25 protein-coding genes are annotated in these 17,049 nt (G+C 60.3%); 14 read left to right on the top strand and 11 right to left on the bottom strand.

Annotation, left to right across the window (positions count from 1 at the left end):
* Positions 1-1,212 precede the first annotated feature (1,212 nt).
* Both BP858_RS04395 and BP858_RS04400 read left to right on the top strand, forming a co-directional pair.
* Positions 1,213-1,590, top strand: coding sequence for a nucleotidyltransferase domain-containing protein (locus BP858_RS04395; RefSeq protein WP_014866945.1), 378 nt, complete (start codon positions 1,213-1,215; stop codon positions 1,588-1,590).
* Positions 1,535-1,939 carry a HEPN domain-containing protein gene (locus tag BP858_RS04400; protein ID WP_014866946.1) on the top strand — a complete coding sequence of 135 codons (405 nt, stop codon included), beginning with the start codon at positions 1,535-1,537 and terminating at the stop codon, positions 1,937-1,939. Before BP858_RS04395 ends, BP858_RS04400 begins: the two co-directional genes overlap by 56 nt.
* Before the next feature lie 583 nt (positions 1,940-2,522).
* Here BP858_RS04400 and BP858_RS04405 read toward each other — a convergent pair.
* Positions 2,523-2,702, bottom strand: coding sequence for a hypothetical protein (locus tag BP858_RS04405; protein ID WP_286878951.1), 180 nt, complete (start codon positions 2,700-2,702; stop codon positions 2,523-2,525).
* Between the two features lie 41 nt (positions 2,703-2,743).
* On the opposite strand from BP858_RS04405, the gene BP858_RS04410 reads away from it, so the two are divergent.
* The 3 genes from BP858_RS04410 to BP858_RS04420 all read left to right on the top strand — a co-directional run bounded on the left by BP858_RS04410 (position 2,744) and on the right by BP858_RS04420 (position 4,004).
* Complete coding sequence (locus BP858_RS04410; protein WP_286878952.1) at positions 2,744-2,962, top strand: hypothetical protein; 219 nt, start codon at positions 2,744-2,746, stop codon at positions 2,960-2,962.
* A gap of 283 nt (positions 2,963-3,245) precedes the next feature.
* On the top strand, positions 3,246-3,674 hold the full coding sequence (locus tag BP858_RS04415; RefSeq protein WP_082864904.1) for a zinc ribbon domain-containing protein: 429 nt from the start codon (positions 3,246-3,248) through the stop codon (positions 3,672-3,674).
* Between the two features lie 90 nt (positions 3,675-3,764).
* Positions 3,765-4,004 (top strand): hypothetical protein, encoded by a 240-nt coding sequence (locus tag BP858_RS04420; protein ID WP_062263082.1) that lies wholly within the window; start codon positions 3,765-3,767, stop codon positions 4,002-4,004.
* A gap of 13 nt (positions 4,005-4,017) precedes the next feature.
* On the opposite strand, the gene BP858_RS04425 is transcribed toward BP858_RS04420, so the two are convergent.
* Genes BP858_RS04425 through BP858_RS04435 form a run of 3 tightly spaced genes read right to left on the bottom strand, consistent with a single transcriptional unit; the run spans position 4,018 to position 5,198 of the window.
* Positions 4,018-4,317: a hypothetical protein gene (locus BP858_RS04425; protein ID WP_014866953.1), complete on the bottom strand. Its 300-nt coding sequence runs from the start codon at positions 4,315-4,317 to the stop codon at positions 4,018-4,020.
* A gap of 5 nt (positions 4,318-4,322) precedes the next feature.
* Positions 4,323-4,829: a hypothetical protein gene (locus tag BP858_RS04430; RefSeq protein ID WP_014866954.1), complete on the bottom strand. Its 507-nt coding sequence runs from the start codon at positions 4,827-4,829 to the stop codon at positions 4,323-4,325.
* A 57-nt stretch (positions 4,830-4,886) separates the two neighbouring features.
* Positions 4,887-5,198, bottom strand: a complete 312-nt coding sequence (locus BP858_RS04435; RefSeq protein WP_062263086.1) for a hypothetical protein — start codon at positions 5,196-5,198, stop codon at positions 4,887-4,889.
* A 347-nt stretch (positions 5,199-5,545) separates the two neighbouring features.
* On the opposite strand from BP858_RS04435, the gene BP858_RS04440 reads away from it, so the two are divergent.
* Genes BP858_RS04440 through BP858_RS04450 form a run of 3 tightly spaced genes read left to right on the top strand, consistent with a single transcriptional unit; the run spans position 5,546 to position 6,382 of the window.
* Positions 5,546-5,962, top strand: coding sequence for a DUF2769 domain-containing protein (locus BP858_RS04440; RefSeq protein WP_082864905.1), 417 nt, complete (start codon positions 5,546-5,548; stop codon positions 5,960-5,962).
* The gene (locus BP858_RS04445; protein ID WP_238320526.1) at positions 5,959-6,081 is read left to right on the top strand and encodes an NAD(P)H-dependent oxidoreductase; all 123 of its coding nucleotides are present in this window, start codon (positions 5,959-5,961) and stop codon (positions 6,079-6,081) included. The genes BP858_RS04440 and BP858_RS04445 overlap by 4 nt, the downstream gene beginning before the upstream one ends.
* Positions 6,053-6,382: a flavodoxin family protein gene (locus tag BP858_RS04450; protein WP_238320527.1), complete on the top strand. Its 330-nt coding sequence runs from the start codon at positions 6,053-6,055 to the stop codon at positions 6,380-6,382. The genes BP858_RS04445 and BP858_RS04450 overlap by 29 nt, the downstream gene beginning before the upstream one ends.
* Here BP858_RS04450 and BP858_RS04455 read toward each other — a convergent pair.
* The 4 genes from BP858_RS04455 to tuf form a co-directional block, all read right to left on the bottom strand.
* Positions 6,329-6,553: a hypothetical protein gene (locus tag BP858_RS04455; protein WP_250317306.1), complete on the bottom strand. Its 225-nt coding sequence runs from the start codon at positions 6,551-6,553 to the stop codon at positions 6,329-6,331. The two genes, BP858_RS04450 and BP858_RS04455, sit on opposite strands and share 54 nt — an antisense overlap.
* A gap of 222 nt (positions 6,554-6,775) precedes the next feature.
* Positions 6,776-8,482 (bottom strand): flippase activity-associated protein Agl23, encoded by a 1,707-nt coding sequence (locus BP858_RS04460; protein ID WP_286878953.1) that lies wholly within the window; start codon positions 8,480-8,482, stop codon positions 6,776-6,778.
* A gap of 12 nt (positions 8,483-8,494) precedes the next feature.
* On the bottom strand, positions 8,495-8,803 hold the full coding sequence (gene rpsJ / locus BP858_RS04465) for a 30S ribosomal protein S10 (RefSeq protein ID WP_014866960.1): 309 nt from the start codon (positions 8,801-8,803) through the stop codon (positions 8,495-8,497).
* 26 nt (positions 8,804-8,829) lie between these two features.
* A complete protein-coding gene (gene tuf / locus BP858_RS04470; protein WP_074175312.1) occupies positions 8,830-10,107 on the bottom strand; it encodes a translation elongation factor EF-1 subunit alpha in 1,278 nt (425 codons plus the stop codon).
* A 182-nt stretch (positions 10,108-10,289) separates the two neighbouring features.
* Between tuf and BP858_RS04475 the strand changes: the two genes are divergently transcribed.
* On the top strand, positions 10,290-10,592 hold the full coding sequence (locus BP858_RS04475) for a hypothetical protein (RefSeq protein ID WP_062263092.1): 303 nt from the start codon (positions 10,290-10,292) through the stop codon (positions 10,590-10,592).
* A 45-nt stretch (positions 10,593-10,637) separates the two neighbouring features.
* Here BP858_RS04475 and BP858_RS04480 read toward each other — a convergent pair whose 3' ends face one another.
* From BP858_RS04480 to BP858_RS04490, 3 genes are read right to left on the bottom strand one after another with little or no spacing between them, the layout of a single operon-like run.
* Entirely contained in the window at positions 10,638-11,519 is an 882-nt protein-coding gene (locus BP858_RS04480; protein WP_082864906.1) for a 4Fe-4S binding protein, read from the bottom strand.
* 37 nt (positions 11,520-11,556) lie between these two features.
* A complete protein-coding gene (cobS, locus tag BP858_RS04485; RefSeq protein WP_286878954.1) occupies positions 11,557-12,267 on the bottom strand; it encodes an adenosylcobinamide-GDP ribazoletransferase in 711 nt (236 codons plus the stop codon).
* Positions 12,264-12,698: a phosphatidylglycerophosphatase A gene (locus BP858_RS04490; RefSeq protein ID WP_074175314.1), complete on the bottom strand. Its 435-nt coding sequence runs from the start codon at positions 12,696-12,698 to the stop codon at positions 12,264-12,266. Before BP858_RS04490 ends, cobS begins: the two co-directional genes overlap by 4 nt.
* Positions 12,699-12,914: 216 nt before the next feature.
* Between BP858_RS04490 and cobT the strand changes: the two genes are divergently transcribed.
* The 5 genes from cobT (at position 12,915) to BP858_RS04515 (ending at position 16,836) form a co-directional block, all read left to right on the top strand.
* Complete coding sequence (gene cobT, locus BP858_RS04495; RefSeq protein ID WP_074175315.1) at positions 12,915-13,931, top strand: nicotinate mononucleotide-dependent phosphoribosyltransferase CobT; 1,017 nt, start codon at positions 12,915-12,917, stop codon at positions 13,929-13,931.
* A 37-nt stretch (positions 13,932-13,968) separates the two neighbouring features.
* The gene (locus BP858_RS04500) at positions 13,969-14,523 is read left to right on the top strand and encodes a GMP synthase subunit A (RefSeq protein WP_062263097.1); all 555 of its coding nucleotides are present in this window, start codon (positions 13,969-13,971) and stop codon (positions 14,521-14,523) included.
* Positions 14,511-15,053 carry a YkgJ family cysteine cluster protein gene (locus BP858_RS04505; protein WP_074175316.1) on the top strand — a complete coding sequence of 181 codons (543 nt, stop codon included), beginning with the start codon at positions 14,511-14,513 and terminating at the stop codon, positions 15,051-15,053. Before BP858_RS04500 ends, BP858_RS04505 begins: the two co-directional genes overlap by 13 nt.
* Complete coding sequence (locus tag BP858_RS04510) at positions 15,046-16,242, top strand: TraB/GumN family protein (protein WP_286878955.1); 1,197 nt, start codon at positions 15,046-15,048, stop codon at positions 16,240-16,242. Before BP858_RS04505 ends, BP858_RS04510 begins: the two co-directional genes overlap by 8 nt.
* Before the next feature lie 63 nt (positions 16,243-16,305).
* Positions 16,306-16,836, top strand: coding sequence for a nitroreductase family protein (locus BP858_RS04515; protein WP_062263103.1), 531 nt, complete (start codon positions 16,306-16,308; stop codon positions 16,834-16,836).
* Positions 16,837-17,049 lie beyond the last annotated feature (213 nt).

A 17,049-nucleotide genomic window follows, 5' to 3' on the forward strand; every position in this document is an offset into this window, starting at 1 on the left:
TCTTCCTCGCCGGGGCCGCGGTGCTCTACATCGCTGTGCTCGCCAACCGTGCCTCCCTCGCTTCCTGGAGAAGTGCCCTGCCATCAGTGCAGTGGACACGACAGTCATCGACGACTCCACCGGGACGAACTCCACTTCCAGTTCGACGCCGGGCGCTACCGGGGGTGGGTAGCAGAACTCGCGGTTCGGCTAGAGGAGGACTCCCCACCACCTTCTGGCGGGAGTTGCAACATGCGTAACCCTTGCTGCAAAGGGGAGCGCAAACATAGTTGCAAAGAGATCGAGGGTGAGAATTCTCAAGGAATGGAGAGTATTTGATGAACAAAGAGATTTTCCCTGAGATCGTTCACAGCGATCAGAGGCCGTTTGCAGCAAATTCCGGATCACACAGTCCACCCGATCAGGTTCCACTGGAAGAGCCCAGGGATCGCGTGCATGGCTCGGTTGTGCCGTGTGTTTCCGGACTTGCTGCAAATGAAAAGATCGAAAATGATGATTTAACGATGTGTCGTAAAAATCTCGGTGTATCAGAGTTTTCGACTGCCAAAAGTGTTTGCGCTCCTATTTGCGCACCCCTTTGGAGCACAGCCGCAAATGCTGCAAACAGTCTCCGGCTGCTCTCCGGTGTGCTTGACCCGGGGACGGTTGCCCGGGTGAAGACCGAGAGCCCGGCCGGGTGCGATCCCTGCGATCATGGGGAAGGCAGTGTATCGATCACAGGAGGCACAGGCGAAGGGTTCTACACTCAACCGGTGCGGGAGAGGGGCGCGAGGGAGGGGGTGCGATGAATCCGCGGCGTTGCAACCCCCATGAAACACCGATCCCCTCAATCCCGGGTGGCGGATATCGGGCACCCAAAACGGAAGATGTCCGATATGTCCAATAAATGCGGCGGAAGGAACTGGTTTTCGAGATTAACTTGACGTCGATGCTCAAGATCTGGTTCTAACGAACCATCGCACTGCGAACCCCGGGTTTCTCGAACTCCTGCCTTTCAGGCAGTCGTCCTTCGGGCACTTCTGCGTGAGCCGATGAGGTATGGGTGAACTACCCCCGCTTACGTAGGGGGCTTCCTGCGAGTGCCGCCTTCCACCTCGCTGAGATAATTCTGCAGGTGATTCGATCTCAAGGGGCGGGATTCAACAAAGCCCAAAACCCATTCAAACGGAGCGGTTCGATATCTTTATTGTGCCATCGGCGGAATAATCATATATGGTTGGTCCCCGGACTGTTCAGGAGCACAAAAGACGACTCGAAAGCGAGTTGCAGGTGTTTGTTGACCATTGGAGCCGGGATCCGTCGATCAAGAAGATCATCCTCTTCGGCTCGGTTGCCCGGGGAGACGTCCATCGCAGCAGCGATCTCGATCTCATCATCATTCAGGAGACGGATAAGAAATTCCTGTCCCGTCTGGAACCGTTTTACCGTGATGCCCGTATCGCCATGGATATCCTGGTATATACCCCGGAAGAGTTCGCTGCCATGATGGAGGGTGTCTTCCTTAAGAATGCATTGCGGGATGGTGTTGTGATCTATGAGGCAGGAACCGGGAAAAGAAGGAAGCAGATGGCTGAAACAAGCGGAGCGTGACTTTGATGATGCGCAGTATGCCTTTGCAGGCGAGAGATATAGCTTGGTCTGCTTTCTAGCCCAGCAGGCGGCAGAGAAAGCTATCAAGGCGTTTCTCTACCTCTCCGGAGAGGAGAGAGTACTTGGTCATTCCGTCGCAGACCTTCTGAACCGGGCCTCTTCACTCAACAGTGTTTTTGATGTCGTCTGGCGGGCAAGGACTCTTGATCTCTATTATATCCCGACCCGCTATCCAAACGGGATCCCTGGAGGCCTGCCGTATGAGGCGTTCGACCGAGAGGATGGGGAGAAGGCTCTGACGCTCGCTGCCTCTGTTATCAACCTCGTCAAAGAACAATTCACGGATTAGTCGGTCAGGCGTAGCCGCAGACCTATGCACGTGTGTGTAGCCCACACCGGTTGTCCGCACTTGCCTGGAAGCTGCTATCGAGATAGAGGATCTGTACTCTGACTTTTTGCAATTTTGTCCATCGGATACAGCAGTTACCGCGCCTGGTTGGCACAGGCCACGGTCTGGCTGGATAACGACCCGGCGAGTGACAGCAATGACAGCAGTTTGCAGCAGTTGCTGCAAACAATAAAACGACTGGAACAAGGAGGAATGCGCGAAAAACACCTCCGGATCTCGATAATTATCGATCTATGTACCTATGTACAGCAGGATCAGAGAACGGAGAGCGCGGGCGACGAACATTCCGGTGACGGCGAGGGTGCCTCTGTTTCCCGGACTGCTGCAAACAAAACGGTGAAATGTGCGTTTTATGGGTAAAACATGAATCTGGTGTCGCATCAGGCCGCACTCCTTGCTGCAACGATGATCGAGTCCCGGCATCGAGACGATCATCACGGAAGATGCACATCTCCGGTGCATCCCCGGGATCACGGTCGCGAACCCCTACCGGTAGACGAGACGCGGAAGGCCGCTCGACATGTTAGAGCGCCTTATCAAGCACTATCCACGACTCGTTATCGACAAACCTCCCGACGACGACCCGCGTCGCCGCCACCACAACGACCCTCGGCTCCTCCGGCATCTCCACCCCGAAGACCATCACTCCCGCAATCCCCGCAAAGGCGACCACGACTGCCACCATGAGAAGGGCGCTCACCATCTCCAGAATACTTTTACTTGAACAGACGGTCACTACTACTCATGACTCCGGCTGTCACCATCGATGAACTCTATCTTGAAATCAAAAAGATACAGGAGACAATGGTCCGGCGGGAAGATCTTGACGCCCTTCTTGATACCGTTGAGATTCTCAGCAATCCCGAAACTATGGCGGCGATACAGAAGAGCGAAGAAGACATCGCAGCCGGACGATACCGGGAGATATCTTCAATAGACGACCTGCTCGGCGAGCTGTCCTGATGGAATGGACGATTCCAAGGACCGATACGCCACCATGAGAAGGGCGCTCACCACCTCCGAGATCCCGCCGTCGGCATCCCCACATTCATATCACACCGGCCGACAAAGGTGCCCCCGTGCGAGAAAATCCCCCGGCCCTGCACCCGCCAGACCAGGATAACCATCCTTTATTTGTACCTGCCGTTCCACAACGAGCCCCCTGTGCCCTTCTGCACGCATAAATCATAAGATATATCGTCACTCTGACAAAACCTCCCCGCATTGATATCATCAGGTGGTACTATTGTCAAACTTCTGTCCGGAATGTGGAAACAAACTCATCAGCCCAAACGCTGAGATCTGCCCGGGGTGCGGGGTCAGGCTCAGGGGGAGCACCGAGAAGAGCCCCGGCCTTGCAGCGCTCTGCGGCCTCCTCTTCACCGGCATGGGGCAGGTATACAACGGGGATGTCAGCCGGGGTTTTCTCATCCTCGGCGGAGCGGTTATCGGCGGTGCGTTCTTCATCATCCCCGGCCTGGCCGTGGCGATCTATGGTATCTACGATGCGTATACAACGGCAAAACAGATGAACGCAGGGGAGATCCCGTACCGCGAGACAAGTGTCCTCCATATGTTCCTGTTCCTCTTCGCCTGGGTCTTCGGTGTTGTTGCGTTCCTCATCCTGACCCTGCTCGTGACCGCGGTCCTGGCTGCAGTGTTGTTCTCCCTCTGATGGCTGGAGCAACATCCTAACCGCCACCCCCTTTCCCGGCGGCCTGCAGCGCCGTCAGGTTCATATCCTCCCGGGGTAATACAGCCCACCATGTCAGACGAGACGACCATGATCGAGATCCTCAGATCCGACCGGGACCGGCTGGACGAACTCCGCCGCTACCCGGACGAGCCCTACCTGGCTATCATTCGCCGGCTCCTGGAAGAGATCGAGGATCCCGAAACCCCGAGCCCGGAGGTGATCGCCGGTATCCAGGCATCACTCGACGAGATCCGGCGGGGCGGGTTCGTGACGTACGAGGCGCTGAAACGGGACCTGGGGATAGAGTGAACCAGGGGCCGCTTCAGGGCTCATTCCCGGCTAGCCAGTCCTCGTAGCGGTCGGCGTGCTCCATCATCCAGTGCGCCATCGCAACCCACCGTTGCGGCGACATCCGGAGGTCGATGACAACCCGCCGCTGGATGCCTGTCGCCGCCATATGCCCGTCAGGGTCTGTCGTGAGCTCCGGGACATCGTAGAAGAAGGCCAGGTGCCCCCTCTCCGGGTTCAGGTCGCCAAAGACACCGTCGACGTATGCGACCTTGAAGTCGGGTTCCCTGACCGTTTCAACCGAAGGCTTTGGCCCCTCTTCCTCAACCGTCATCCGCTTCAACCTCCCCCGGATTCTGCGTACCGCCCCGGGTTCGCCTGGCTGCCCCGGAGGAGCGATCTCGGGCTTGCTCCCGTATATGAAACCCCCTTCTCCCGCTCATGCTCCCCGGCAAACCGGAAGGCAACCTCGCGCCTGCAGTACTCAAAGACCGCGTCCCTCATACAATGGGTCCCCTCCCGATCGTCGATGACAGCATACGCGAGGAACGTCAGCGCGTCAAGCCGCTTCGATCCGGGATTCACCCGGTACACCGGCCTCTGGGGGTCCATGTACTCTTTTGTCATGATGTTTTGGTCAACTAGTTTATCGAGCGCATCCCTGACGCTGACGTTCGATTTCCCGGTCATCTTTGCGAGATACCTCGGTCTGAACTCCCGCTCCGGGTCCGCTACGATCTCCCGGACCACATGGGTTATGACCGTTTCACCAAAGAGGCCCCCATAGGGAACCCCGATGTATTCCTCAACCGAGGAGGGCAATTCTGGCAAGTTATCCTCTTCCATCCTACTCCTCCACCTTCCGCAGCTATGCAGATATACTTATTGTTACTATAAATATATTTACATGCCCTTCCTATGCCGGTGGTGAGGGATCTCGACGCCATAGTATATCGCCCAGGCATCGGCCCAGTTCCAGTCGTGCAGCTTAACCAGTTTTTTGGAGGGTGTTCTGTTTGTTCTGTAGATGGCAATCCTTCCGGGACCATACTCCTTGACAAGCCCGAAAAGATCGATACCGGTCTTTGCACACCTGCAGTAGCACTCCCCTTCCTCGTAGTCACAGTAGCCGTCGCGCTTCTTTAACCAGGCAAGAAAGCGTGCGAGGTCGTAGCCGACAACCGGTGGGGGTGGATCTCCTCTCTCAAGCGCCACAGGTAACAATTCTTTCAGGGCTGGATAACCCTTCTCTTTTCTCCCCCCGGGCCGCACGCCCCCGAGAGATCTCCGAACCGCCACATAGCGGATGTGTGCCCCCTCCGGACCAGTCCGGGCCTCTTCCGCCTCCCCCCTCCTTGATGGGAGCGAGGAGGCGATCGAGATCCGGAGTTACTGTTAACCACCGTAACGGGGAGGAACGTTACGGTAGATGAGTTACTGTATCATTTTTCAGTGATACGGTATGATACAGTAGATGTCATTCCGGGATTGCGGGCCAATATCCGAGCCGGACCTGAACCTGCCTCCCCGGTGATGCAGTAATCTGTTTCACCCCGCACAGTATGTTCCACGAAATCCATCCCGGCACAACCCCCGTGCTCAAACAGCAACCTTATATCCCCGCAGACAGCAGGCAGCGCAACCCCCGGGAGCGTGGTGACGTGGATACATTCGAGCGGCTGGCGCAGACAATGATGCAGATGCCCCTTGCCGAGCGCATCAACACCCTCCGGGCCGAGCGGGCGAAGTGCATCTGCATGGACTGCCCGACCTTCACCGAATGCGCAAAAAATCTGGAGCAGGGCTTCTTCTGTTTCACCGGCATGAGCATCATCTGCATCAGCCACGAGGTCAGGTGCCCCTGCCCCACATGCCCGGTCCCGCCGGAGACCGGACTTCTGCATACAGCGTTCTACTGCACGCGGGGGGATGAGAAGGCCCGGAGGTACGACCAGTTCCTGGCCGGGGAGATGCGATGAAGGTCCTGGTCGTCATGGGGAGCCCCCGGAAGGGCAACACCTACCGGGCGGCGAAGAGGATCGAGAACACGATGCGCTCCCTCGGCGACGTTGAGTTCGAGTACCTCATGCTCGGGTGACGTCGGGCTTGCACCCTGCCGGGGATGCGCCCTCTGTCTGGAGTGGGGCGAGGAGCGCTGCCCTATCCGGGATAACGCCCCTGCCGTCGAGGAGAAGATGCACAACGCAGACGGGGTGATCTTTGCGACCCCGGTCTACGGTCTCGCCGTCACCGGTCTCATGAAGACCTTCATCGACCGGTTCTCCTATATCTTCCATCGACCCCGTTTCTTCGACAAACGAGCCCTCCTCCTCACCACCACCGGCTTAGTGGGCGAGAAAGACGTTCTTCGCTACCTCGACACCGTCGCCGGCATATAGGGGTTTGATGTCGTCTCCCGCGTCGGCATCGTCACAAACCCCGTCACCATACCAGAGCGGCAGGCCCGCAGGAACGACCGGAGACTTGACGAAGCGGCCCGATCGTTCTTCCAGGCGCTGGTTGAGGGAAGAGAGCGGCGGCCGGGGCTCAGGAACGTCATTATCTTCCATGGCCAGCGGGCATGGTTTAGCGAACTGGCAGACCACGCCCCGGCCGACCATGCCTACTGGAAAGAATCAGGCTGGCTCGATCCCGGCGCCCGCTACTACACGAGCGTTCCGGTCAACCCGTTCTACGATGCTCTGGGAAGAATTGTTGAGTGGTACAGCAGGCAAAAGATCAGAAGAGACCTTGCCGGGGCCCGGCGACCGCCGGCATGAACTGCCCCGCACCTACCCGGCCGCAGGAACCCTCGAGAAGACCTCGAGGTTCCTGCTCCCCATCTTCCCGTCCCGCAGGAAGTAGTACTCAAGCAGCCTGTCCTTGTTCTCAGTATACGAGAACCAGTAGTTCAGCCGGCGGGTCTCCTTCTCGTAGCCCTCCAGGGCCGGGTAGGTATCGGAGTCCTGGGTGATCACGAGATCGAAGTCGCCTGCGTAGATCGTCGGCTCACCCACCTTCTTACTGTAATAACTCAGTTTTGAGGCCCCCTCGCCCCGGTAGTACCAGGGCAGCGGCCAGTAGGACTCACTCGCGACAGCCACGCGGTCCGCGGCATCGATCTTCGCAAAGACGTCCCGCAGGTCCTCAGAGTTCTGCACCTGCACGATGGGCTCGTTGATATCCGCCGGGGTGAACGCCACGTGGAACGTCATGACGATGAGAAAGATGCTCGCCGCGACAGCGATGACTGCCTTCCTCGTGGTCATCGCGTAGACCGCGACGAAGATCATCGGCAGGAGCTGGTGAAGGATCAGCCACGGCACCTTCTCGCCGAGGTAGGCGTAGGCAGCAAGCGAAAGAAGCATCCAGAATATAGCAAACCTGGCAAACTCCTCCTGCCGGTTGACCGGTCCTGCCTCCCCGCCGCGGCCGAAGAGCCCGCGGAGCCGGTCCCGCAAGCCCCGGGTCTCGGGCGCAGGCGGTACCTCTTCTACGGGTGGAACTTCTTCTACGGGTGGAGCCTCCTCAGTCGCAGTCTCCACGTCCGCCTGAGTTCCCTCCACAGGAGCCTCCGCAGTCGCTCCCTCCCCACGGCGTCTCCACAACCCCTTGACGGCGCCCGGGACGTCGAAGAACTGCAGGACCCCGACGACGGCGAGGGCCAGGATCGGGATCTCGTAGAGGATGAAGAGCAGAATATAGAAATACGGCGGCCCCCCGAGCCGCTGCATCTGGTGCATGGAGGTCCAGTGCTCGATAGCCCGGAGCCACCCATCCAGGAGCACCTCAGGGTGCGCGCCAAACGACGAGTAGAAGACCGCCATGATCCCGACCACGACGAGCCCCCCGAGCACGACGTCCCTGACCCAGCGGGCCGGCAGCCGCACCTTCCGCGTCCAGACCAGGTAGAGGAAGAACGCCCCGAAGATCAAAAGGACGATCGGCATATTCTCCTTTGCCGACATCCCGAAACCCGCGGCCGCCCCGGCAAGCAGCGCATACCGCATCTGCCCCCGCTCAATGTAGTAGAGGAGGGCGACAAGCAGCGCCATCGTAAAGAAGGCGATGTAGATATCGTTCCTCAGGAACCGCGAGAAGTAGACCATATTCGGCGAGACCGCAAGGAAGAGCGCTGCTATCAGGGCTTGCTTCTTGTCCAGGTAGCCGAGTTTGTAGACCGGATAGACCAGCGCGACAAGCAGGGTGCCGAAGAGCGCCGGAAGAAGCCTGCCCACAAGATCGGAGTCCCCGAGGAGCGAGAAGATCCCGGCCGTCGTATAGTAGAGGAACGGCCCATGGTACATGGGGTCGTAGATATAGGTCCCCTCGGTCAGGAGTTTGTACGAGAACCACGCGTGGATAGCCTCATCGTGGTGAAATAACTTCAGGTCGAGAAAGTAAAAACGGAGGGCAATTGTGACCAGAAGTATGAGGAGAAAAAGCCCCTCAAACGAGAGTCGTTCACGGACCCATCTCGTGAACACGGCGGCATTCACGCCGCTCTCACCTCAGCTCTCCAGCACAATCTCAATACCGATGCCTTTTGGAACCTGAATCCGCATCAGCTGGCGCAGCGCACGCTCATCAGCATCGATATCGATGAGCCTCTTGTGCACCCGCATCTGCCAGCGATCCCAGGTTGCGGTACCTTCGCCGTCAGGGCTCTTCCTGGTGGGCACCACGAGTTTCTTCGTGGGCAGCGGGATCGGACCTGCCAGATTCACGCCGGTTCGCTCTGCTATCTCTTTGATCCTGTCACAGACCATCTCGATTTTCTCGAAGTCAGTCCCTGAAAGACGTATTCTGGCTTTCTGCATATCTGCCACCAAAAAATATAGGTACCTTATCTCATCTGCTTCGGCGTTATGTTGATGCACATACCTGCCGCGATGGTGGAACCCATATCACGGACAGCAAACCGTCCGAGCTGGGGGATCTCCTTGACGTTCTCGATGACCAGGGGCCGGGTAGGCTTGATCTTGACGATCGCGGCATCGCCGGTCTTGAGGAACGTGGGGTTCTCTTCCTTGACCTGACCGGTGCGGGGGTCGAGTTTCTTCTGGAGCTCGATGAAGGTGCACGCGATCTGGGCGGTGTGGCAGTGGAAGACCGGGGTGTAGCCGACGGTCAGGGCACTGGGGTGGTGGAGCACGACGATCTGCGCCACGAACTCGTCTGCAACGGTCGGCGGTGTGTCAACAGGACCGCAGACGTCGCCACGGCGGATGTCGCCCTTGCCGATACCACGGACGTTGAACCCGACGTTGTCGCCCGGGACTGCCTGGGGGATCTCCTCGTGGTGCATCTCGATGGTCTTGACCTCACCAACCTTGTTGGAAGGCATGAAGCTGACCTTCATTCCCTTCTTCATCACACCGGTCTCGATACGGCCGACAGGCACGGTCCCGATACCCGAGATGGAGTAGACGTCCTGGATGGGGAGACGGAGAGGAAGTTCTGTCGGTTTCTCGGGTTCGACGAGCGCGTTGAGCGCCTCAAGCACCGTCGGGCCCTTATACCAGGGAGTGTTCTCGCTGAGCTTGCCGATGTTGTCACCGACAAACGAGCTCATCGGGATGAATTTGGTGTTCTCGGGCTTGTAGCCGACCATCTTGATCAGCTGAGAAAGCTGGTCCTTGACCTCGTTGTAGCGCTTCTCGTCGTACTTGACGACGTCCATCTTGTTGATGCCGATGATCAGCTGGTTGATCCCGAGCGTACGGGAGAGGAAGACGTGCTCCTTGGTCTGCTCCATCACGCCGTCAGGCGCGGCGACGACCAGCAGCGCGGCGTCTGCCTGGGATGCGCCCGTGATCATGTTCTTGACGAAGTCGCGGTGACCGGGGCAGTCCACGACGGTGAAGTAGTACTTGTCGGTATCGAACCGCTTGTGGGCGATATCGATGGTGATACCACGCTCACGCTCTTCCTTGAGGCTGTCCATTACCCAGGCGAACTCGAACGAGCCCTTACCCTTGGTCTCTGCCTCCTTCCTGTACGACTCAATGATGTGGGGCGGTACGGCTCCCGTCTCAAAGAGTAACCGGCCGACGGTGGTAGACTTCCCGTGGTCGATATGTCCGATAACTGCTAAATTCATGTGGGGCTTGTCAACTGCCATAGATAGTATCCTCCACTCAATCAAATAGGCCTGTCAGCTCGAACAGCCTGCTTATGCGAGTATCCTATACATACGACGTTCTCTATATAAAGCATTTCTATCAGCGTCAGAAGCGTGCATTCTCTCAAAACCCCGGGTAATCGACAGAATCATAATCTTTGGAAATCTACGTTCTTCGTACCATGAAAACGCTTGAGTTTCATCGTGATAACGCGAAGGATAGGGTGACGGTTATGTGCGCAGAACGTGAGGTCTCGGTCCACTCCCACTGTGGTTACTGCCGGCACTGCGCGGGTGTCAGGGTGGGGAGGCGGACGATCCCGACACCGCAGCGCCAGGCTCTCTCAGGCGCAAGAGGGGGTGTGGGCGTGGATGAGAACCTGCTCAACGCCGCCATCATGTTCAACACTCTTGTCCGGGACGGCACCGCGATCGAGTGCGAGGATGACGCCGGTGAGGGGTTCCGCTCGATGTACGGTTACTGATGCCGGCGACAACCCGGTGCGGGATGAACAATCAGCCCGCTCCCCTCACTCCTCTGCCGCCTGCTCCTTCGGCCCGAACTCTTTCTGGATCTCTTCCCTGAACTTCTCGTACCCGATCTCGTCCATCTGGTCGGCGAGGAACCGCCCGCTCCAGGCGGTCCGGTAGACCCAGTAGACGACGCGGTCGACGACCTCGACGACCTCCTCCTCGGTCTCGACGGTGACGAGTTCGCGCCCCACGCAGGGGTTTGCGCCGCGTCGTCCGCCGACCGTGATCTGGTAGTGGTCGTACTCCGACTTCAGGAGGTGGTAGGGGCAGGAGTGGATGCAGACCCCGCACTGGACGCATTTGCTCTCGTCGAGGACGGAGATGCCGTCCCTCAACTTTATGGCACGCTCCTTGCAGTACTCTACGCAGGTACCACACCCCGTGCAGAGCCCCGGGATGCGCAGCGGCCGGATCCGGCCGATGATACCGATGTCGTTTAGGAGCGGGCTGTTGCACATGTAGGTGCAGCCTGATATGGCGATCCTGAGCCGTATCGGGAGTTCTTTCCCGAAGACCCGCGCATCAACCTTCCGGGCAAGGTCGATCGTCTCGCAGTTGGCGTACTTGCACCGCTCCGTGCCCGGGCAGGCCATGATATTGACCACCTCGTTCTGCTCCGCCCCGAGGGGTGTCCCGTTCTTCTCAAGGGCTTTTGCAATCTTTGCGAGGTTATCGGGGTTCACGTGCGGGATCTCTGCTGTCTGGCGCATGGTGAGGTGGAGGGTGCCATCCCCGTACTTCTCACTGATCTTTGCCAGTTGCTTGACCTGGGCCGCGGAGAGAACCCCTCCCGGGACCCGCAACCGTATCGTCGCATAGTCTGCGTTCCGCTCGGTGATGACCCCTCCCCGGGTGTAGAGGCCATAGTTGTTCATCATCCTACAATAGTAGCGACCGCCGGGATAAAAAAGGTGGTTACAGGAGGGCGAGCAGGAGGAGGACGCCAGCCCGGGTGATCTCGTTTGCGGCGCCGACGACGTCGCCGTTGATGCCGCCGAAGAGATGCCGGGCAAGAAGCATCATCACGGCGGCGATACCGGCCGCGGCGACGAGCGCGAGCGCGATACTCATCCGGGGCAGCGGCAGCAGGAAGAGGGGCAGCGCGAGCAGGGTGGCCGGGACAAGGAACCAGGGCCGTGCAAACCCGTGGAGGTAGGAGTGGATCCCCTCCCGGAACGGCACCCCGAGCGTGGTCAGGTAGGACATGGCGACCTTTGCGCAGACTTCGGCTGTGAGGATGGCTGCCGGGAGGTTTGCGGCGTCCAGGAGCCCGGCGAACGCGATGAGCGTGACGACGACCCCCGCCGCGACGGCACCGGCTCCCGTGGTCCGGTCGGTCATGGCAGCGATCCGCTTCTCCCGGCTCCCGTGGGCCATGAGCCCGTCCCCGAGGTCCAGGAGGCCGTCGAAGTGGTTGCACCCCGAGAGGACGAGCACCATCGCGAGGGCGACAGCCGCCCCCACCGCAGGGGATCCGATCCAGTAAACGATGCCTGCCGCTATCCCGCCGATCACGTACCCGGCGAGCGGGTAGAGGTATGAGCGGCGGGCGAACTGCTCAAACTCAACCGGTCTCCCGAGGGGGAGCGATGTGCAGAACTGCAGGAGGGCGAGGACCGATCTCACATCGACTCACTGTAGAGGCGTGACGTACAGCCCGCAATCAGCCCGGCGACGGCATCGTCGAGGAACGGCCCGAGTGTGCCCAGGATCCCGGGTTTCTTCTGGTCGTAGCGGGTGAACTCAAACCGCGCGTAGGTCCCGCCGATCACCTCGGCGATGGCCATCCCGATGATCTCGTCGGAGAGGAGGAAGACCGGGTCTTCGGCGATCTCGGAGTTCTTCCTCTGCCAGTAGAGCTCGTCCTCGAGCAGGATGGCGCCGAGGAGGAGCGACGAAACGTTCGGGTCCTCGAAAGCTTTGCTGATCTTCGCATCCAGCCGAACTACAGCTTCTTCCGGCCCGATCCCGTGGGGGACGTAGAGTTCCATCGCCGAGGCGATGATATCCTTCCTCGCGATACCCTTCTCTTCCAGCCTGTGCTCGATCTCGAACATTATAGAGAAGTTGAGCCCGGCGGGTATTTTGGTGTTTGGATTGTGCACCGGCCCCTGCGACCCGGAGGGTGCCGGCGGTGATGTAAATCCGCCACGCCCCGTCTGTCCCGTCACGGGCTTTTGCGTGCGCCCGGCGATCCGCCCTTCTCCCGCAGATGGAAGAATCGCGCCCCTAACCGCAACCTCTTCTATTCCGGGGAGCCAATTGTATACCTGATGTCAACCCCCTTTCTCTCTGAAGATCCCGGGATCAGGCCGCGCCGCCCGATGATGGCGCTCGTCCTCGCAAACACCATGCTCTCCACCGTCCCCGGCATATCGGGCGCCGGGCCGACCCCCGAAAAGACCCTGCTCACGCCGATCCTGGACGCGGAACTGGTCACGACCGGCGCGATCACGAGCATGCCGGTCCGGCCGAACACCCCGACCGGGTGCCCGACGCCGGCGACGATCACCAGGTCCATGATAGAACTGACCGGTCTTGCCCCTGTCCTCATCAACGCCGGGCTTGCTCATACCCCCACCGTCCCCTGCCTGGACGTCTACGGGAGCCCCGGCGGCGACCCCCGGAAGGTGGACGCGGTGCCGCATGCTGCCCACCTCTTTGAGCGCGGCGAGATGATCGGCCGGCTTCTCTCGCAGTACAGCGACTTTTTAATGCTCGGGGAGTGCGTTCCCGGAGGGACGACCACCGCTCTCTGCGTGCTGCGGGCGCTCGGCTACGAAGCCTCGGTCAGCAGCGCCTTTGCCCGGAATCCGCTGGACTTAAAAGACGCCGTCTGCAGGGAAGTGCTCGCCCGGATCGATGAGACCGGCGCAAAGGGGCCCCTTGATATCCTCCGGGCCGCGGGCGACCCCATGATGCCGGTGGCGGCAGGGATCACGAGCACCTACTCCGGCGACATCATCTTCGCCGGCGGGACCCAGATGCTCGCCGTGGCGGCTACCTTAAAAGCGCTCGGGAAACGCGTGCCGCCCCTGGCGACCACGGTCTATGTCAGGGACGATCCCACAGCCGGATTCCCCGGGTCGGTCGCCGACGTCGGCACCACCGCATACTACGTCGACCCGAACTTCGCCGGGATCGGCCACGTCGGACTCGCCCGCTACTGCATCGGGGAGGTCAAGGAAGGGATGGGCGCCGGCGGGGCCCTGACACTCGCCTATCTCATGGGCCACGAACCCGAAGAGATCACCCGGAAAGTCTTTGATTTCGTCAGGAAGTATGCATGAGGGAAGGACTATACCTTTTTGCATCCACCTATAAGCAATGCTTCCTTTATATGTGGTCAACAATCACGGGCAGTTTAACCACCTGATACAGAGGATGCTCCGTGATATGGATATTCCGACCACAATGATCGCAAACGATACGCCGCCGGCCGATCTCGCCCGGGGTTGCCGGGGTATCATCCTCGGCGGCGGCCCGACCCTGGACCGCACCGGGGTTGCCGCCGACTACCTGGACCTCGGCCTCCCGGTCCTCGGCATCTGTCTTGGGCTGCACATCATCGCGACGGCCCGGGGAGGCGCAGTCCGCCGGGGCGCAAGCGGCGGGTTTGGCGCGGTCGAGGTTGATATCCTCGAACATAACGATATCCTGCAGGGCTACCCTGACCGGATCCCGGTCTGGGCGTCGCATGCCGACGAGGTCTCGGTGGTGCCGGAAGGGTTTGTCCGGCTTGCAGAGTCGGCCATCTGTGGTGTGGAGGCGATAGCGTCTCCCGGTGAGCGCCTCTACGGCGTCCAGTGGCACCCGGAGGTCAGCCATACCGTCAACGGACGGCTTCTTTTCGAGAATTTTGACCGGATATGCTCGGAGTAGACGACGTTCGGGACCAGGTCGGGTCCATCGGGTTTGGGTGCCGGGGATGCGGCGCCTGCTGCCGGCGGGTCGCGGAGGACTCAAACCTTGTTATCGTGAGCCCGGCCGAGGTGCGGGCGATCATGGCGGCGACTGGGATGGCCTGGGACGAGATCGCCGAGCCCTACCCCGATTTCATCGATGCGGGGAACGGCGGAGAATACACCCTTGCCTGGTGTATCAGGCGCACCGCTGATGCCTGCATCTTTCTCCGGGACGGGCGGTGCTCCATCTACGCCCACCGCCCCTGGATCTGCCGGACCTATCCGTTTATGCTCGTGGACGACGACCTGCTGGTCTCGGAATGCCCGGGTCTCGGGACGCCCCTCTCCCCCGGCGCCGCGCACGATGTGGCGCTGGGCCTCTGCAGGAGGCAGGCTGCCGAGGCGGCCGAGGAGGACGGCGTCCGGGCAGTCTACCGGAGAGCGCGGGTGCCGCCGGGAGGGCGTGTCGTGATCGATAGCGAGGGTGTGAAGGTGCTGCATGACTGAGATCCGTCTTGTCGGGACGGCTCACGTCTCACAGAAGAGTGTCGAGGACGTCCGGTCCGCCATCGAGGAGTTCCAGCCCGATATCGTCGGCGTCGAACTCGACCGGGGCCGGTTTATATCGCTCACCGAGGAGACCGCCGATCCCACGGTCGCAGAGATCCTGAAAGGCGGAAACTTCGGCCGACTCCTCGTCCAGTGGGTGCTCGCCTTCATCCAGCAGCGGATCGGCGCCGAGACCGGCGTGAAACCCGGTGCCGAGATGCTGGCCGCCATCGAGGAGGCTGAGGCGCACCAGCGACCCGTAGCGCTCATCGACCGGGATATCAGGATAACGCTCTCGCGGTTCTGGGGGAAGATGCGGATCTGGGAGAAGATCAAACTCATCGGCGCCCTCATCTACTCGCTCGTGGGCGTCGAGGGGCAGGAGATCGACGTGGACGAGTTCACGAACCAGGACGTGGTGAGCGCGGCGATGGAGGAGTTCCGGAAGTTCTCCCCGCGGGGTGCCCAGGCCCTGATCGATGAACGGGACGCCTATCTCGCCCACCAGCTCCTGATGCTCGGGAGCCGCTACGAGCGGGTGCTCGCGGTCGTCGGCGCCGGGCATATCCAGGGAGTGCAGCGCTACCTTGATGCGCCGGAGACGCTGCCGCCGCTCCAGTCCCTGACCGCCGATGTGAAGGGGCTCCCGTGGGCGAAGATCATCGGGGCGGGCGTCACCCTCCTCTTCGCCCTCCTGATCGCCGCCATAGCCTTCTCGGGGGTGGGGCTTGATGTCCTGCTCGCGGCTCTCGTCTACTGGGTCCTGATCAACGGCATCTTAAGCGCCGTCTTCACGCTGCTCGCCGGCGGGCATCCCCTCTCGGCTGCTACGGCGTTTGGCGTCTCCTGGCTGACGTCGCTCAACCCGGCGCTTGCGGCGGGATGGTTTGCGGCCATCGTCGAGGCGAAGATCAGAAAACCCACAACCGGGGAACTCCGGCAGATCCTCGAGGCCGAGACCTTCTCGGAGATGCGGCGGATCCCGCTCTTCCGGGTGGTGCTGGTCGCGGCTCTTGCAAACGTCGGGAGCACCATCGGGACGTTCGCCTACTTCATATTCATCTTCCCGGTCCTCGGGATCGACCCGGCCGTGGTCGTCAGCGACGGCTTTGCGAACATGCTGCAGATGCTGCAGGGCCTCCTCTGAGGCTTCCCCCCGGTTTTTCCGTTTCCCCAAGGTATTTAGGCCTGGAGTGCCCACCATCGTTGCATGAGTCCGATTGGTGGAACGGTCAATCTCGGTGTCACCGTGATCAGGAGCAGGCACAGCGTGCGGAAGTACAAGGACGACCCCGTCGAGGAGAAGACCATCAAGGATGCCCTCGACTGTGCGCGGCTTGCCCCGACCGCCAGGAACGAGCAGCCCTGGCTCTTTGGGACCATCCAGAACCGCGAGACGCTGCAGGCGATCGCAGACCTTGTCGAGAACGCCAGGTTCATCGCTGATGCGCCCATCTGTTTTGCGGTCTTCGGGAAGAAGGATGCGAAGTACTACCTCGAGGACTGCTGTGCGGCAACGACCCAGCTCATCCTCGCGCTCCAGGCATGGGGGGTTGGGTCCTGCTGGGTTGCGGGGGAGAAGAAGGACTACATCGAGGATGTTAGAATTCTCCTCAACGTCCCGGAGGAGTACACGCTCGTCTCGCTCGTGCCCGCGGGATACCCCGAGGAGATCAATATCGCGAAGAAGAAGGTCCTCGATGAGGTCACGTTCTTCGAGCGCTACGAGGAAGAAGAGTAAACTCTATTTTTTAGCGGTTCCGGCGCCCAGGCTGGACCAGTGATAGTATATCGGCTGCAGGACGAGGTCATTGCTCTGGGGCGGCGCATTACTCCCACTGCCGGATCACGCGGAAGATCGCGAAGGGGTGTTGAGCGTTCATGGGGCAGAGCGAGAGGCTGTACGCATGAAAACAACCCATTCACCCGCTTCACCCCGGGCAGTGGACCGTGG

This window comes from Methanoculleus sp. UBA413, assembly GCF_002502935.1.
Classification (GTDB): Archaea; Halobacteriota; Methanomicrobia; order Methanomicrobiales; family Methanoculleaceae; genus Methanoculleus; species Methanoculleus bourgensis.

Bases quoted from the DNA above. Each gene is read 5' to 3' on its own strand.
- BP858_RS04420 (WP_062263082.1), top strand. From the start codon at position 3,765: ATGTCAGACGAGACGACCATGATCGAGATCCTCAGATCCGACCGGGAC.
- BP858_RS04500 (WP_062263097.1), top strand. From the start codon at position 13,969: ATGCTTCCTTTATATGTGGTCAACAATCACGGGCAGTTTAACCACCTG.
- BP858_RS04490 (WP_074175314.1), bottom strand. From the start codon at position 12,698: ATGTTCGAGATCGAGCACAGGCTGGAAGAGAAGGGTATCGCGAGGAAG.
- BP858_RS04480 (WP_082864906.1), bottom strand. From the start codon at position 11,519: ATGATGAACAACTATGGCCTCTACACCCGGGGAGGGGTCATCACCGAG.
- BP858_RS04475 (WP_062263092.1), top strand. From the start codon at position 10,290: ATGAAAACGCTTGAGTTTCATCGTGATAACGCGAAGGATAGGGTGACG.
- cobT (WP_074175315.1), top strand. From the start codon at position 12,915: ATGTCAACCCCCTTTCTCTCTGAAGATCCCGGGATCAGGCCGCGCCGC.
- rpsJ (WP_014866960.1), bottom strand. From the start codon at position 8,803: ATGCAGAAAGCCAGAATACGTCTTTCAGGGACTGACTTCGAGAAAATC.
- BP858_RS04400 (WP_014866946.1), top strand. From the start codon at position 1,535: ATGAGGCAGGAACCGGGAAAAGAAGGAAGCAGATGGCTGAAACAAGCG.
- BP858_RS04505 (WP_074175316.1), top strand. From the start codon at position 14,511: ATGCTCGGAGTAGACGACGTTCGGGACCAGGTCGGGTCCATCGGGTTT.
- BP858_RS04430 (WP_014866954.1), bottom strand. From the start codon at position 4,829: ATGGAAGAGGATAACTTGCCAGAATTGCCCTCCTCGGTTGAGGAATAC.
- BP858_RS04455 (WP_250317306.1), bottom strand. From the start codon at position 6,553: ATGGAAGATAATGACGTTCCTGAGCCCCGGCCGCCGCTCTCTTCCCTC.
- BP858_RS04425 (WP_014866953.1), bottom strand. From the start codon at position 4,317: ATGACGGTTGAGGAAGAGGGGCCAAAGCCTTCGGTTGAAACGGTCAGG.
- BP858_RS04515 (WP_062263103.1), top strand. From the start codon at position 16,306: ATGAGTCCGATTGGTGGAACGGTCAATCTCGGTGTCACCGTGATCAGG.
- BP858_RS04410 (WP_286878952.1), top strand. From the start codon at position 2,744: ATGACTCCGGCTGTCACCATCGATGAACTCTATCTTGAAATCAAAAAG.
- tuf (WP_074175312.1), bottom strand. From the start codon at position 10,107: ATGGCAGTTGACAAGCCCCACATGAATTTAGCAGTTATCGGACATATC.
- BP858_RS04405 (WP_286878951.1), bottom strand. From the start codon at position 2,702: ATGGTGAGCGCCCTTCTCATGGTGGCAGTCGTGGTCGCCTTTGCGGGG.
- BP858_RS04395 (WP_014866945.1), top strand. From the start codon at position 1,213: ATGGTTGGTCCCCGGACTGTTCAGGAGCACAAAAGACGACTCGAAAGC.
- BP858_RS04510 (WP_286878955.1), top strand. From the start codon at position 15,046: ATGACTGAGATCCGTCTTGTCGGGACGGCTCACGTCTCACAGAAGAGT.
- BP858_RS04445 (WP_238320526.1), top strand. From the start codon at position 5,959: ATGAAGGTCCTGGTCGTCATGGGGAGCCCCCGGAAGGGCAACACCTAC.
- BP858_RS04440 (WP_082864905.1), top strand. From the start codon at position 5,546: ATGTTCCACGAAATCCATCCCGGCACAACCCCCGTGCTCAAACAGCAA.